General features: G+C 64.8%; 14 protein-coding genes. 8 read left to right on the top strand and 6 right to left on the bottom strand.

The window, feature by feature from the left end:
• Positions 1-62: 62 nt before the first annotated feature.
• The gene (locus R2834_06900; GenBank protein MEZ4700040.1) at positions 63-464 is read right to left on the bottom strand and encodes an SPOR domain-containing protein; all 402 of its coding nucleotides are present in this window, start codon (positions 462-464) and stop codon (positions 63-65) included.
• Positions 465-543: 79 nt separating this feature from the next.
• On the opposite strand from R2834_06900, the gene R2834_06895 reads away from it, so the two are divergent.
• The 6 genes from R2834_06895 to R2834_06870 all read left to right on the top strand — a co-directional run bounded on the left by R2834_06895 (position 544) and on the right by R2834_06870 (position 6805).
• Positions 544-801 carry a hypothetical protein gene (locus tag R2834_06895; GenBank protein ID MEZ4700039.1) on the top strand — a complete coding sequence of 86 codons (258 nt, stop codon included), beginning with the start codon at positions 544-546 and terminating at the stop codon, positions 799-801.
• Between the two features lie 12 nt (positions 802-813).
• Positions 814-2319 carry a sodium:solute symporter family protein gene (locus R2834_06890; GenBank protein ID MEZ4700038.1) on the top strand — a complete coding sequence of 502 codons (1506 nt, stop codon included), beginning with the start codon at positions 814-816 and terminating at the stop codon, positions 2317-2319.
• 118 nt (positions 2320-2437) lie between these two features.
• The gene (locus tag R2834_06885) at positions 2438-3274 is read left to right on the top strand and encodes a tetratricopeptide repeat protein (GenBank protein ID MEZ4700037.1); all 837 of its coding nucleotides are present in this window, start codon (positions 2438-2440) and stop codon (positions 3272-3274) included.
• A 62-nt stretch (positions 3275-3336) separates the two neighbouring features.
• A complete protein-coding gene (locus tag R2834_06880; GenBank protein ID MEZ4700036.1) occupies positions 3337-4551 on the top strand; it encodes a hypothetical protein in 1215 nt (404 codons plus the stop codon).
• Between the two features lie 98 nt (positions 4552-4649).
• Positions 4650-5492, top strand: coding sequence for a hypothetical protein (locus R2834_06875; protein ID MEZ4700035.1), 843 nt, complete (start codon positions 4650-4652; stop codon positions 5490-5492).
• 86 nt (positions 5493-5578) lie between these two features.
• On the top strand, positions 5579-6805 hold the full coding sequence (locus R2834_06870; protein MEZ4700034.1) for a hypothetical protein: 1227 nt from the start codon (positions 5579-5581) through the stop codon (positions 6803-6805).
• A gap of 162 nt (positions 6806-6967) precedes the next feature.
• Here the strand turns inward: R2834_06870 and R2834_06865 are convergent, their stop codons facing one another.
• The 4 genes from R2834_06865 to R2834_06850 form a co-directional block, all read right to left on the bottom strand.
• A complete protein-coding gene (locus R2834_06865; protein ID MEZ4700033.1) occupies positions 6968-7540 on the bottom strand; it encodes an inorganic diphosphatase in 573 nt (190 codons plus the stop codon).
• Between the two features lie 52 nt (positions 7541-7592).
• Positions 7593-8585 (bottom strand): L-histidine N(alpha)-methyltransferase, encoded by a 993-nt coding sequence (gene egtD, locus R2834_06860; protein MEZ4700032.1) that lies wholly within the window; start codon positions 8583-8585, stop codon positions 7593-7595.
• Positions 8586-8628: 43 nt separating this feature from the next.
• Positions 8629-9918, bottom strand: a complete 1290-nt coding sequence (gene egtB, locus R2834_06855; protein ID MEZ4700031.1) for an ergothioneine biosynthesis protein EgtB — start codon at positions 9916-9918, stop codon at positions 8629-8631.
• A gap of 183 nt (positions 9919-10101) precedes the next feature.
• On the bottom strand, positions 10102-10911 hold the full coding sequence (locus R2834_06850; protein MEZ4700030.1) for an SDR family oxidoreductase: 810 nt from the start codon (positions 10909-10911) through the stop codon (positions 10102-10104).
• A gap of 94 nt (positions 10912-11005) precedes the next feature.
• Between R2834_06850 and R2834_06845 the strand changes: the two genes are divergently transcribed.
• Together R2834_06845 and R2834_06840 are read left to right on the top strand one after the other, a co-directional pair.
• Positions 11006-11476 (top strand): PH domain-containing protein, encoded by a 471-nt coding sequence (locus R2834_06845; protein MEZ4700029.1) that lies wholly within the window; start codon positions 11006-11008, stop codon positions 11474-11476.
• Positions 11473-13002 carry a PH domain-containing protein gene (locus tag R2834_06840; GenBank protein ID MEZ4700028.1) on the top strand — a complete coding sequence of 510 codons (1530 nt, stop codon included), beginning with the start codon at positions 11473-11475 and terminating at the stop codon, positions 13000-13002. Before R2834_06845 ends, R2834_06840 begins: the two co-directional genes overlap by 4 nt.
• On the opposite strand, the gene R2834_06835 is transcribed toward R2834_06840, so the two are convergent.
• Positions 12966-13721, bottom strand: a complete 756-nt coding sequence (locus R2834_06835; GenBank protein ID MEZ4700027.1) for a hypothetical protein — start codon at positions 13719-13721, stop codon at positions 12966-12968. The genes R2834_06840 and R2834_06835 overlap by 37 nt on opposite strands.
• Positions 13722-13896 lie beyond the last annotated feature (175 nt).

The raw sequence follows: 13896 nt of genomic DNA, 5'->3' as shown, positions 1-13896 counted from the left end.
TTGACCCGTAAACCTGGAACGTGAAACGACACCATGATGCCTGCGCATCATGGTGTACTCGCCTACCGGGTCGTATAGGATTCCGGGACCAGGAACGCGGATGGAAAACGTTCCTTCAGGGCATCCAGCAGCGGCTGCGCGGAATCGGCGTCTTCAAAGTGGCCGGCGCGCACGCGATAATACGGCTGGATCCAGTTCACGTCCACCGCGAGCTCTTTTCCGGCGCGGAAGGCGGCGCGTTCGGCCTCCGAGCGCTCGTTCCACCACGCCAGCAGCCGGTCCGCATGCCGGTCGGCTTCGCCCTTGTCGCGGGCGGTAGCCACCTGGATGCGGTAGCCCTGGACGACGACGGGCCGGTCCTCCTCGGGCGGCGCGCCGGGATCCGGGCGGACGGCCGAGCAGCCGGCGAAAAGCCCCGCGGCGAGCAGGGCCGCGAGCGCAAAGGGGCGCAGGTTCGATTTCATCGGGAGACGGATTATGCTATCTTGGGCATCGAGTACAACGCCCCAGAAGCGGCAAGATCCGAACCATACCCGCTCCGACATGCCCGAGATGCCCCCACCTCCCCGCGGCCTGCATTTTTTCCCCGCCGGCATGCCCGGATCCCGGCGTCGGCCCCGCCTCCTCTTCGCCGCGGTGTTCCTGCTCTGCAGCGCCGCGATGATCTGGCCCGTTTATCCGCTTTTCTCCGGCGCGACGCCGCTCCTTCTCGGTCTGCCGCTATCGCTGGCATGGCTGGTCGGGTGGCTGGGGATCCAGTTTGTCGCCCTCATCGCCCTGTATCGTTCCGACGCGGCATAACCGGGCGCATCCGTGGAAAACTGGCTGATTGCACTGGTCGTCTGCGCGTTGTACCTGATCGTCACGCTGGTTACCGGGCTCTGGTCGGGCCGCTCGGCGAGCGACAGCGTGGCCGGCTTCGTCGCCGGCGACCGGTCGATGAACGTGCTCGTGCTCTACTTCGTCCTGGGGGCCTCCGTCTTTTCCGCCTTTGCCTTTCTGGGCGGACCCGGGTGGGCCTATTCGCGGGGCGCGGCCGCCTTTTATATCATCGCCTACGGGGTTGTGGGGCTCGTACCGCTGTACTTCTTCGGGCCGAAGACGCGCCGGCTCGGCATCGAACTCGGCTTCGTGACGCAGGCGGAACTGCTCAGCCACCGGTTCGGGAGCCGGGTGCTGTCGGCGCTGCTCGCGCTGCTCAGCGTCGTCGTGTTCATCCCTTACCTCACGCTCCAGATGAAGGGAGCGAGTTACATCCTCGCTACCCTGTCCGAGGGGCGAATACCGGAATGGCTGGGGGCGCTCGTGACGTACGGCATCGTCATCGTCTACGTATTCCGTAGCGGCGTGATGGGCGTGGGGTGGACGAACGCGTTCCAGGGGGTGTTTATGATGGGGATCGCGTGGTTCCTGGGGCTCTACCTCCCCACCGTCCTGCACGGCGGCGTCGGACCGATGTTCGAGAAGCTGATCGACGCTGGCTATGAAGGCATGCTGACGGCGCCGGGCCTCACGGGAGCCGGCCAGCCCTGGGACTGGTGGGGGTTCAGCTCGTTCGTCGCGGTGTCCGCCCTCGGCCTCTCGATGTGGCCGCACCTGTTTATGAAGAGTTATGCCGCGCGGAGCACGAAGTCGCTGCGGCTGACGGTCGTGCTGTATCCAACGTTCCAGCTCTTCCTCGTCCCGATCCTCCTCATCGGGTTCGCCGGCATCCTGGCGTTCCCGGGCGTCTCCCCCTCGGACACGATCCTGCCGCATATCCTGATGCAGGATTCCATCGGCCTGAGCGGCGTGATCGTGGGGCTGGTTTGCGCCGGCACCCTGGCGGCATCGATGTCCACCGGTGACGCCATCCTCCATGCCGCCGCGTCGATCGCCATTCGCGACGGCGTCCGGCCGTGGCTCCGGTCGCCAATGTCCGACCACCGGGAGCGCGCCTGGATCCGCGCGCTGATCGTGGTCATCGGGGTCGTCGCCTACTATTTCGCGGTCGCGTCCGACATCGAGATCGTCCAACTCCTCGTGGGCTCCTACGGCGGCGTGGCCCAGATCTTCCCGCTGATTTTCGCCGCATTTTACTGGCCGCGCGCCACCGGACAGGGTGCCGTGTGGGGGTTAATCGCCGGCCTGACCGTCAACACGGTATTCCTGGTCGCGCCGGCGTGGCGTCCCGTCCCGCTTCACGAAGGCGTGTACGGCCTGGCGGCCAACCTCATCGTGCTGATCGGCGTGAGCCTCGCCACCGCGCCGGCGCCGGCGCACGTCCTGCGTCACTACCTGCCCGCCCCGTACGAGGCCGAGCCCGCCCCGCGTTCTTAAGCGCCCTTCGCTCTCCGCCGATACCCTACCTGGAGCCTCTGCCGCTCCCCCACGGTCGCGCCACCCGCCCTCCACCGGGCCGCTGCGCCATCCCATCCCACGTTCCTCCAGGTATTCCATGAAACGGACCAGCGTTCTTTTCGCGGTCGTGTCGATGCTATTCATGTCGACCGGCTGCAATGTCTTCGAGTCGTTTTACCGGGACGGCTCCAGCGACGACCCCGAAGTGCTGCTGGACGATGCGCGGTACGCGCTTCAGAACGGAGATCCGGACAAGGCGGTCGCGTTGCTGGAGAAAGCCTATGCGAAGGATTCGACCGATCCGGAGATCCGCGTCGAGCTTTCGTCCGCCCTGTTTCAGGCCAACGACATCGACCTGTTGCTGATGAAGGATCTGGCCGAATTCATCTCGGAAGACGCCGTGGCCGGTTCCGGCAAATGGAGCGGCGCGCCGCCGGCGTGTACGTTCGAGGGCTCGTCCGATGGGTTGACCGAGATTCGTTTTGCCGACGAGGCCGCGTTCATCGCCCTCTTCTCGAATCGCGACGTGCTCGATCGCGCCATCGCGCTCCTGGGCGACCTGCTGGAAACCGAGGTGGACCTCGACCCCAACCAGCTCAGCAACGCGCATCTGATGCATGCGATCAGCATGATGGCCACCATGGTGCTGGACATCCAGGGCAAGGCCGATGAACTCGGCGCGACCCTCTACCGGGTGAGCCAGAACGGCATCGGGTACTGCGCACCGGACCAGCACGCCCTGCAGGCCCTCCAATCCTACATCGTCTGCGAGAAAGTGCTCGATATCGACGCCGCGATCGACGACCTCGCGATACGCCAGGAATTGCTCGGATCCACGGAGAACGAACTGCTCGATCTGCTCCAGAGCGCCCGGGAGGATTTCATCTCCTCCATCACCGCCAGCTGTGGCATCGACATCCGCGTCACCGGCTGATCCATGTCCGGCTCCGTTTACGGCCTGACTCCCCCTGATTTTGAAACGTGCCATCCGAACCGATGCAACGCTCCACACCTGTGCTTTTCCTGCTGCTGGCCTTTGCGGTAACCATGCCGGCGGCCGGCCAGTTCGTCCCGCAGCATAGCCGGTCCTTCGTGGCCATGCCGCAGGCGCTGGGCATGGGCGACGCCGTCGTGGCGCTGCCGATGCAGCAGTCCTCCTTTTTCTACAACCCCGCCCATGTGGCCAAGGCACGGTTTCACCTGACCGTCGCCGGCGCCCGCGTTTCGGTAAGCAATAACCTGTTCGACCAGGTAGCGTTTTATCGGGACGAACTGCAGCCGGCGCTCGACACCGGGCTCGACAACCTGGATGTCGATGAACTCGACCGGCTCTACCGGCAGACGCTGGATATCGGGCGGGTACCGACGATGCTGCAAGCAGATGTCCTCGCTCCCTCGTTCGCGATGCATGTCGGCCCGATCGGCTTCGGCCTTGGCGCCTTCGGCAGCAGCCACGTCCGCTACCGGCTGCCCGACGGCGGCGGCGGATTGCCGCTCATCGACATGGAGGCCCTCGCCGATGCGATGGTCGTAGGGAGCGTGGGCATCGATCTTACGCCGTTCGGCGTCAAGGGCCTGTCGGCCGGCCTCAACGGCAAATACACCCGGCGCTACGTGACGTTCAAGAGCCGGCCGCTGGATGTGTTCTCGTCCGACGAGGCCTTCGCCCTCATCGCCGGCAACCGCGTCGGGGTCGACCTCGGCGTCCTCTACGAGCGGCCGGCGCCCGGTCTGCTGCCGGGCAACCTGAACATCGGCCTCACGATGTACGACCTCGTCGGAAGCCCGTTCGCCTACGCCTACGACCGCACGCTGCAAGGCGTAGCCAGTGCGGAGGACGTGGCGGACGATGTCGCCCGCGCCAACGCCGAATTCGCGGTCGAGCCGTCCTTCAGGCTGGGCGTGGCCTACTCGCTGCCGAAGCTTCCGGGCGGACTGCTCGATGAGACCGGTGTCGCGCTCGACTATGTCGGGTACAGCGAGGCGGCGGTCGACCAGGCCTTCCTGGCGCACATCCGGCTCGGCGTCCAGGCCCGCGTGAAGATCCTCTCGCTGCGCGCCGGCCTCAACCAGGGGTACCCCACGGTCGGCGGCGGAATCTCGCTCGGGTTTATCGACCTCGACTACGCGTATTACGGCACCGAAGGCGGCCGTTACCCCGGTCAGCTCGCCACCTGGTATCATTCCGGGCAGATCCGGATCGGTCTCTAGGGGTAGGGGTTAAAGGTTCGAGGTTTAAGGTTCAAGGTGGCTATTTTTGCAGGCCTTGAACCTTGAACCTTAAACATTAAACCTTAGACCCTTCCCCAATGCCCCGCCACCTGCTGCCGCGCCTTCTGCTGAACATCTGTCTGCTGCAGGCGGGGTGCAACGCCTTTGCGCCGTTCCAGGACGAGGGCGGGAGCGACGCCATCGCCGATCTGCTGGTAGACGCCCGTATCGCGCTCGATACCGGCGACACGGCAGCGGCCGTATCCTACATGGAACGCGCTCTCCCCCGTTCGGGGGATCGGCTGGATGTCCGCACCTTGTTGTCCGAAGCGCTCGTCCAGCGCGACACGATCCGGCTGTTCGACGTCGTCTCCCTTTCGCGCACGATCGGGTTCGACGACGGCGCGGAAAAGGAGCCCTTCATCCCCGCCGGCGCCGCGCCGGCGTGCTCGTTTTCGCCATCCGCCATCCCCTCCTCGCCTCTTTCGCTGATCGACGAGCCGGCGTATGCGGCGCTCGAGCCGCGCCTGCAGGTGATGCGCCGCATCAAGAGTCTGCTCGATGTCCCGATGCCGGCGAACGACGGACCGGAGACGACGCTGCTCCTGGCCCGCGCCTACCAGATTCGGGCGCTGGTCCACCTGAGTCTGGCCCTGGTGGAGGTCCAGAAAACAGCCGAGGCTACTACCGCGACGCTGCATCGCCTGCCGTCGGGGGGGATCGGGTACTGCGCGGACAGCCAGGAAGAGATGTCGATGATGACCGCGTACGTCGCCTGCCGCACGGCGGACGATCTGGACGAGGCCGCGACCAGCGCCACCGCCCGCGCGCAGCTTTTTGAGAGCCCGCGGGGCACGACCTCCGATACGCTCATCGATGCGGCCAATTCCGCATGGGCCGCGCTGGGGAACGAGATCGCAGAAACCTGTCCGACCCGTTGAACCCGCACCGCCTCCTGCACGCCGGCCGCCCGGGCGGACCCGCCACCTACCCCAGCGAAAGAGATTCTGTGTCAAACCGAACCGTTGTGCTTCGCCGTCCGTTCGTCTGGGCGCTACTGCTTCTAAGCGCATTCGCGAATCAGGCCGTATACGCCCAGCAACTCGTCCAGACAACCCGTCCGTTTTCCCAATCGATCCAGGCGCTGGGCATGGGCGACGCCGTCGCCGGCATCCCATCGACCCAGACGGCGTTCTTCTACAATCCGGCGCATTTCGCCTACATCCCGCCCATGCGGCCGATCCTCAACGCCGTCGGGCTGCGCGCCACGTTCAACGAACAGGTGGTCGACCAGGTCAGGTTTTACAGGGATGAGATGGCGCCGGCCATCGACGAGGGGCTGTCGACGCTGCGCGTCGAGGAGCGGGCGGCCCTCTACGGCGCCGCGCTCGATATGGGCCGCGACCGGGCCTACCTCAATGCAACCGTGCCCGGCCCTTCGTTGATGTTTCGGATGTTCGGCCTCGGCGTGGGCGTGGGGGCATTCGGCAGCAGCTATTTCAGCTACACCTACACCGATGCCGGCGGCGGCGTGCCGCAGTTCAACATGACCGCCCTGGCCGACGTGATGGTGGTGGCCGGCGCGGCGAAGGATCTGTCGACCATCGGGATCAAACGCGGAACGCTGGGCCTGACGGTGAAATACATTCGCCGCAGCGTCTCCAGCAAGAACAAGCCGATCGATGTCATGGGGAGCAACGAGCCCTATCATGTGCTCTCCGCTACGGGCCTCAGCGCCGATCTGGGCCTGCAATACGAACTGGGTAAACTGCCCTTCCTGCCCGGCCGTTTTTACGCCGCCGGCGCGGTGTACGACGTGGTCACCCACCCCTTCTCGTTCTCCTACGATCGCATGCTCGCCGGCACGTACAACCCGGTCGTGGCTGATCGGGAGGCCGTCCTGGCGAACGACGCCTACGGCATGTACATGTCGTACCGTGCGGGGGTCGCCTACGTGCTGCCTTCGTTCCTCGGGATTTTCAAGGAATCGGGGCTGGCCATCGACTACGTCGGCTCGCGCGCGCCGGTAATCGATCAGGATTTCCTGGCGCGGCTGCACATCGGGGCCCAGGTACACCTCCCCTTCCTGTCACTTCGGGCGGGGCTGAACCAGGGGTATCCGGCGCTCGGGGCAGGCATTGCGCTGGGCTTTATCCGGGTCGACTACGCCTACTTCGGCTACGAGGAAGGCCGCGTGCCCGGGCAGGCGCCGGCGTGGAATCACTCCGTCGAAGTGCGCCTCGGGCTGTTTTGAAGGGAGAGTTTGAGGTTCCAGGTTCGAGGTTATGCTCGTGGCCTCCCAGAACCTGACGAGATTTTCCAAAATCCTTTTCGAGGCGTCATCCTGAACCGCTCGCAATGGGCGTGGTGAATGTCCGTTCTCAACGGAAATTGAACCTCGAACCACGAACCCGCATCACGCGTCCGCGGCTTCGGCCTCTTCCTTTTTCTTGCGGTACATCTCGTTGTAGCGCACGATCGAGCGATTGACGACGGCGCGTGCCTTGTCCGGTCCGAGGAAGTTCTCTACGCGCACTTCCTTTTCTTCCAGTTTCTTGTAGTCCTGAAAGAAGCGCTTGAGTTCGCGCAGGGTGTGGTCCGGGATTTCCCAGATGTGGTAGAAACCGTTGAAGGCCGGATCGTCCACGTGGATGCAGATGATTTTTTCGTCGTTCTGCCCCTGGTCCACCATCTCCATCAACCCGATCGGGCGGGCGCGAAGGATGCTCAGGGGAGCGACCTGCTCCTGCATGAGCACGAGCACGTCCAACGGGTCGTCGTCCTCACCCAGCGTCTGAGGGATGAATCCGTAGTTCGCCGGGTAGATGACGGAGGAGTAGAGCACACGATCGACCCGGATGAGGCCGGTCTGTTTGTCGAGTTCGTATTTGATCTTGCTCCCTTTCGGGATCTCCACCACCGCCTGAAACATTTCCGGGGCTTCTTCACCTATGGGCACTTCGTGCCAGGCGTGCGCTGTGCGATACATGAGCGTAGGCTCTAGTCTTTAGAGTCGTGAGATGCGTTTTTCTTTTAACTCCTCACGCCCGAGCCGTTCCACCGACGGTGAGATACTGAACACTAAAATAAGGAGCGTCGTCGGTCCACACATGCTGCTGAACAAACCCGGCCGTCGCCGCGAGGCGGGCAAATTCGTCGGGCGCGTACTTGTAGGAGTTCTCTGTATGGATCGTCTCGCAGCGTTCGAAATCAATCCGATGGCCCGAAATCGTTACGGTCTGGGCTTCCTGGCTGACCAGATGCATCTCGATGCGTCCTTTGGCCCTGTTGTAGAGGGCCCGATGCGCAAACCGGTCGATGTCGAAATCGGCATCCAGCTCGCGGTTGATGCGCTCGAGGACGTTCTTGTTGAACGCCGCCGTGACGCCGCCGGCGTCGTCGTACGCCGCTTCGAGCACCTCGACCGGCTTCTTGAGGTCGACGCCGATCAGCAGCGCCCCGCCCGGCCCGCACACACGCGCCACCCGTTTCAGGAACGCGACGGCGGCGGCCGGCTCGAAATTCCCGATCGTCGATCCCGGGAAATACACGATGCGCCGGCGCGGCGCCGGCTCGAAGACGGGCAGCTGGAAGGGGCGGGTATAGTCCGCACTCACCGGTGCGATCCGAATGTGGGGATACCGGGTGGACAGCTCGCGGGCCGTCTGCTGCAGAAAATCGTGCGAGATGTCGATCGGTACATAACCGGCAGGTTCTATAAGATGATCGAGCAGGATGCGCGTTTTAAGGCTGCTGCCGCTGCCGTATTCGACCAGGAGCGCGCCGGGGCCGATCAGGGCGACCATCTCGTCGATATACCGCTGCATGATGCCCATCTCCGTACGTGTCGGATAATATTCCTCCTGTTCGCAAATGGCCTCGAACAGCTGCGAACCGGTTTCATCGTAAAAGTATTTGGCCGACAGGGTTTTCTGGTCCCGTCCGAGCCCTTCGAGCACATCGTTCAGAAAGGTGGATCGGGTAGGAAGTACGGGCGTGGCAGACGTCGATGCGTCGCTATGGGAATCGGGCATGTCTCCTGGAATAGGGTGAGTGAGAAGCTACGGGCGAAGCACTTCAGCGCGCGAGTCGGATGCCGCTGAACTGCCAGCGTGCGTCGGGCGGGAAGAAGTTGCGGTAGGTGGCGCGGGCGTGGGAGTTCGAGGTGGCACAGGATGCCCCCCGCAGCACGAACTGGTTGCACATGAATTTGCCGTTGTATTCCCCGAGCGCTCCCGGCGCCGGCTCATAGCCGGGATAGGGTGAATACGGGCTCCGCGTCCACTGCCAGACATCCCCGAACAGCTGGAGCAGCGGCCCGTCCTCCGCGCCGGCATACCGCACGGGCCGGTAGTAGCCGGCATCGACAAAGGGGCCCTCGAGAGGCTGCCGGCTGGCCGCGATCTCCCACTCCTGCTCGGTGGGCAGCCGGGCGCCGGCCCAGCGCGCAAACGCGTCGGCCTCGAAATAGCTGACGTGCGTCACGGGTTCGTCCGGATCCACCGGCTGCAGTCCGCTCAGGGTGAACTGCTGCCAGCCCCCGTCCCCCCGCTCCCAGTAGAGCGGCGCTTCCCAGTGGCCCTCCGTCCTCGTGGCCCATCCGGCCGAGAGCCAGAGTTCGGGCCGGCGGTAGCCGCCGTCCTCGATAAACGCCTGGTACTCGCCGTTGGTCGTCAGGCGCGACGCCAGCGCGAACGGCTCGGCGAAGCAGCGATGCCGCGGACCTTCGTTGTCGTAATAAAACCCGTCGCCCTCGTGGCCGACCGGGTAGACGCCCTCCTCGAAAGGCACCCACGACAGGGCCGGCAGCACGCCGGCCGGCCGACTCCGGTACGGACGGTAAACCGGGTAGAGCGGATTGATCGAAAACACATGCTTGATGTCGGTGAGCATGAGTTCCTGATGCTGCTGCTCGTGGTGCAGCCCGACCTCGATGAGCGGCAGGATATCCTGCATCAACAGGTCGTTCCCCGTCTCCATGAGGTGCGCCATGTGCTCGTCGACATACCGGCGGTAGGCATACACCTCCTCGACGGTCGGCCGCGACAGCAGCCCGCGCTGCATGCGGCAGTGGCGTTCTCCGGCCTGCACGTAGTAGGAGTTGAACAGATAGGCGTAGGCCGGATGCAGCGGCGTATAGCCGGCGGCGTGCGGACGCAATACGAAGGTCTCAAAAAACCAGCTGGTGTGCGCCAGGTGCCACTTGGTCGGACTGACATCCGTCATCGACTGGACGACGTAGTCTTCCGCGACCAGCGGTTCGCACAGCATTTCCGTGAAGGCGCGCACCGCGCGATACCGATCCAGAGCGGACTGCGTCTGGGACGGGATGGACACGCCGGCACGCGGCGTTTCAACAAGAGACATGAGCAACCGGACTGATGAACATCGGAGGCGCGAACGAGTGACACATATGCGATATATGTCTACAGGTTCCACCGGCACGGACCTGTTGGATCAACGCGGCGCAAATCCGTTACACGGACGACGGCGCACCATGCCATACGGATCGGCGGCCCCGGAGATCCGGGCGGCGCGAAACGCGGCCGGTCACGGAGCCGGCGCCATCGGATCCGGATGGATCAGTGCATACCCCAGATCGCGCCGGAGGCGTGTGTTTTCCACGATTTTGAAGGGATAATCCGGCTCATCGAGAAAGGTCGGCTCGGCGACCCCGAGCCGGCGGGCCTGCGCCGGATAAAAGACGCGGCGCGCCGGATGCGCATCGGCGCAGGCGTTGAACGTCTGTCCCCAGGCGCCCTGCACGATCACGGCGCGCAGGATGCCCACGGCGTCGTCTCGATGGATCAGGTTCACCGGGGCACGGCCGTGCGGGACCTCCTGCCGGCCGGCCAGAAATCGACCCGGCTGGCGGTCGTATCCGTACAGGCCCGCCATGCGGACGACCGTAGCCCGGATGCCCGGCCACCGGCGCACGCGCTGCTCGGCCTCCCACACGACACCATGCCCCGCGTCGGACTCCGTAACCTCGCGGTTCAGATCGGGGTATACCGAGGTCGAACTCACGAAAAGCACCTGCTCGACGGGCGTGCCGGCGAGAGCGGAGCCGATGGCGTCGATTTTGCGGGGATAGTCCGCACCGCCGTCATGCTGCCGCCGGCCCGGAGGCAGCGCGATCACGAGCTGCCGGGCGCGCAGGAAATCGGCCGGCGCGTCGCCTTGCCAGTCCGGTTCGAGCGCGACGCGAAACGGCGCGAGGCCGGCCGCGGCCAGGGCGTTCAGTCGCTCGGCCGAGCGCGCCGACCCGTGCACGCGCCGGCCGGATTCGCCCAGGGCGACGCCGAGCGGCAGCCCGAGCCAGCCGCACCCCAGGATCGCCACGGTGTCAGCTTTTTGCATCGATTCGAGGAATAGGAACGAAGTGGACGAAAAGAAACCTGCGGAGATCAAAGGGTTTCAACACCCCACATCAAAAATGCCGGCGCACCCATCCATGCGATCGCTCGAACCTGCCATCAAGACTGTCTGGACGATCAAATTCTCGATCATTTCCGGCGTTTTATTCATCGCTTCCCTGGGCTATGAAGTCCTGGCGTTTATCGGCGACTGGGACTCCGTGCTTCCGCCCGGGGCGCTCTCGGTTTCGGTGCTGGCCGCCGGGATCCTCGCCATTCTGACCGTCCCGCGGCTCAGGTATCGATACTGGCGCTTCGATCTGCGCCCGGAAGAACTCTATATCGAACGGGGCATCCTGAACCGGGTCCGCACGATCGTGCCGCTGCGCCGCATCCAGCACCTGGACGTGTCGCAGAACATCCTGGAGCGCGAATTCGATCTCAGCAAGCTGATCGTGCACACCGCCGGCAGCCGCAGCGGCGACGTGGTGCTGCCCGGGCTCCGAATGGAGGAGGCGGAACGGCTGCGTGACGACGTCAAACGCTACATCCTGGACGACGCGGTATGACGACCCATCCGGCTGATCTGCGCGATGCCCAGATGCTGCATCCGATGACGCTGGTGCAGCGGTTTCTGATCAGCCTCCCCGCCTTTCTGATCCTGCTCTGGCCCGTCATCCGGTCCGGCGGGCCGGCGGAAGTCATGCCCGTCGTCACCGTGGTGCTCTACGGCGTGCTGGCGCTGCCGCTGATCTTCCTCCGCTATTTCCGGTTCCGGTACCAGATCACCGAGCGGGAAATCCTCATCCACAGCGGCGTGCTCAACCGACAGCACCGGAGCATCCCGATCGAGCGGATCCAGAACATCGAGATCGAGCAGTCGCTGCTGCCCCGGCTGTTCCGGACGGCGAAGGTCAAGATCGAGACCGCCGGCAGCGCCCAGACGGAAGGCGTGCTGGAATACGTCTCCCTCGAACGCGCCCGGGCGATCCGCGAGATCGTGCGCTCCTACCAGCAGTCGGCCGAGGGCGCGCCGGCCGGCCCAGCGCCCGCCGTGGCTGCGGAGCCCGATCGGGATGTGCTCCTCGCCCTGCCCTTCGGGCGGGTGCTCCTCGTGGGCATGCTCCGTTTTTCGCTCCTCTACATCGCCGTGGCGTTTTCGGCGCTGCAGCAGTTCAACCCCGATCCCGACGAGATCGAATTGTGGCTCACGCGAGGCTTCCTCAAGCCCATCGCCGAGTTCGCCGTCGCGTCGCCCTGGCTGCTGACCGCCGTCGTCGTCGGTCTCGCGATCGTGCTTTCCTGGCTCACCGGCATCCTCGTGAGCCTGAACAAGCACTACAACTTCACACTCTGGCTGGAGGGCGACAAGCTCTACAAGCGGAGCGGCCTGCTCACCCTGAGCGAAGGGACCATCCCCCTGAAACGGGTCCAGGCCATGCTGTTCCGGGCCAACGCCCTGATGCGCCAGTTCGGCTGGACCGCCCTGCAGTTGCAGACGATGGGGCTCGAATCCTCCCAGCAAGGCCCGCAGCTCGCCGCCCCGCTGGCCCCGCTCGACGAGGCGCGGGCCATCGGCGAGCGCATCTACCCGTTCACCTGGCCCGAGCAGTTTCATCGCGTCTCCCCGCTGACGATCCGCCGGACCGTCATCCGCTACACGTTCGGATTTCTCCTGCTGATGGTGCCGCTCTGGTTCTGGCTGGGCAACGAGGCGTTCTGGCTGCTGACGCTGACGCCCGGCATCGTGGGCTACGCCTTTCTGCGCTACCGGAATCACGGCTATGCGCTCGACGGGACGACGCTCTTCGTCCGCAAGGGCGTATTCGTTCACACGGTGTGGATCATGCCGGTGGCCAAATTCCAGGTCATCTACGGCTCGGCGTCGTTCTTTCAACGCCGGCTGCAGCTCCGCTCCGTGTACGTGGACACCGCCGGCGCCGGCGGCTTCGCGTCCTCCGAGATCGTGGATCTGCCGGCGCACGAGGCCGATCAACTCATCGAAGCGCTGAACGCCCGCTTCCGGACGCACTTCGTTCCCCAGCCCTACGCCCTGGATCAGGACGCGCCGAACGACCCATCCACCCTCAGCTGACAGAGGCCGAGGTAGAGCACGATGGGGATGGTCTTGCGCATGGCCGGCCCCAGGATGTCGAAGGCCGTCCAGCCCAGCGACAGGGTCCACGCCGTCGGGCCGATCCAGGCGACCCACCAGGGAAACTGCCGGGCGATAAAATCGAAGAGGCGCATCGCCAGCTGCCGCCCGATGATCGCCCCGATCGCCCCGAAGATCACGCGCTTGATGAGCCCGTCCACCACCAGCGTCCCGAACGCCTGGATCATCAGCGGGAGGGCGAAGACGCCGGCAGATTTCTTGATGAAGGAGGCCGCCCGCTCCTGTTCCACGCCGAGGCTGACCAGCAGCTCCTGCTGCTCTTCCGGCGTCAGCTGCGAGAACTCGCGCGTCACGTAGGTTTCCACGACGTGCCTCAACAGCTCCGCGTCGGTGCCCATCGATCCGACCTGGACCTTCAGCACCCGCGCCACGTCGCGGACGATTTCCTGGAACGGCACGCCGGGCTCGCGGCCCTGGAATTTGCGGTAGGCGTAGGCCAGGTCCGAGCTGCCCAGATACCGGATTTCCTGCTCGAGACGGGCCGTCAGTTCGGCGCGGTTTTCGTCCGAGGGATCGCGCTCGAACCGCGTCAGCCTTTCGGCGAGCCCGTGGTCGTCGGTGGCGTTGAGGGGGGACTCGATGAGGCCGTTGAGGAAGGCATAATCGGCGGCCTGGAGTTGAGAAAGCAAGTCGTGCATGCGGGCGTCGGCTGGCAACAATGAACGGAGTGGCTGGTTCTACGGTTCGGATGAAAACGAGGTTACGCATCCCGTAGGGTTCACCGGTACCTGACGTGTATTGGAGCCACTTCGATCCCCTGCTCTCCTTTCCGTTATTTTTGGCCGTCCGCCTCTTCGACGAAGTCCTCTGCCG

This window comes from Rhodothermales bacterium (assembly GCA_041391505.1).
Classification (GTDB): domain Bacteria; phylum Bacteroidota; class Rhodothermia; order Rhodothermales; family JAHQVL01; genus JAWKNW01.
Note: the sequence above shows the minus strand (reverse complement) of the source record. Positions and strands in the feature narration are given on the sequence as shown.

What these genes read in the sequence shown, in the direction of transcription:
- R2834_06900 (MEZ4700040.1), bottom strand. Translation starts at nt 464, where the DNA reads ATGAAATCGAACCTGCGCCCCTTTGCGCTCGCGGCCCTGCTCGCCGCG.
- R2834_06895 (MEZ4700039.1), top strand. Translation starts at nt 544, where the DNA reads ATGCCCGAGATGCCCCCACCTCCCCGCGGCCTGCATTTTTTCCCCGCC.
- R2834_06885 (MEZ4700037.1), top strand. Translation starts at nt 2,438, where the DNA reads ATGAAACGGACCAGCGTTCTTTTCGCGGTCGTGTCGATGCTATTCATG.
- R2834_06880 (MEZ4700036.1), top strand. Translation starts at nt 3,337, where the DNA reads ATGCAACGCTCCACACCTGTGCTTTTCCTGCTGCTGGCCTTTGCGGTA.
- R2834_06875 (MEZ4700035.1), top strand. Translation starts at nt 4,650, where the DNA reads ATGCCCCGCCACCTGCTGCCGCGCCTTCTGCTGAACATCTGTCTGCTG.
- R2834_06865 (MEZ4700033.1), bottom strand. Translation starts at nt 7,540, where the DNA reads ATGTATCGCACAGCGCACGCCTGGCACGAAGTGCCCATAGGTGAAGAA.
- egtD (MEZ4700032.1), bottom strand. Translation starts at nt 8,585, where the DNA reads ATGCCCGATTCCCATAGCGACGCATCGACGTCTGCCACGCCCGTACTT.
- egtB (MEZ4700031.1), bottom strand. Translation starts at nt 9,918, where the DNA reads ATGTCTCTTGTTGAAACGCCGCGTGCCGGCGTGTCCATCCCGTCCCAG.
- R2834_06850 (MEZ4700030.1), bottom strand. Translation starts at nt 10,911, where the DNA reads ATGCAAAAAGCTGACACCGTGGCGATCCTGGGGTGCGGCTGGCTCGGG.
- R2834_06845 (MEZ4700029.1), top strand. Translation starts at nt 11,006, where the DNA reads ATGCGATCGCTCGAACCTGCCATCAAGACTGTCTGGACGATCAAATTC.
- R2834_06840 (MEZ4700028.1), top strand. Translation starts at nt 11,473, where the DNA reads ATGACGACCCATCCGGCTGATCTGCGCGATGCCCAGATGCTGCATCCG.
- R2834_06835 (MEZ4700027.1), bottom strand. Translation starts at nt 13,721, where the DNA reads ATGCACGACTTGCTTTCTCAACTCCAGGCCGCCGATTATGCCTTCCTC.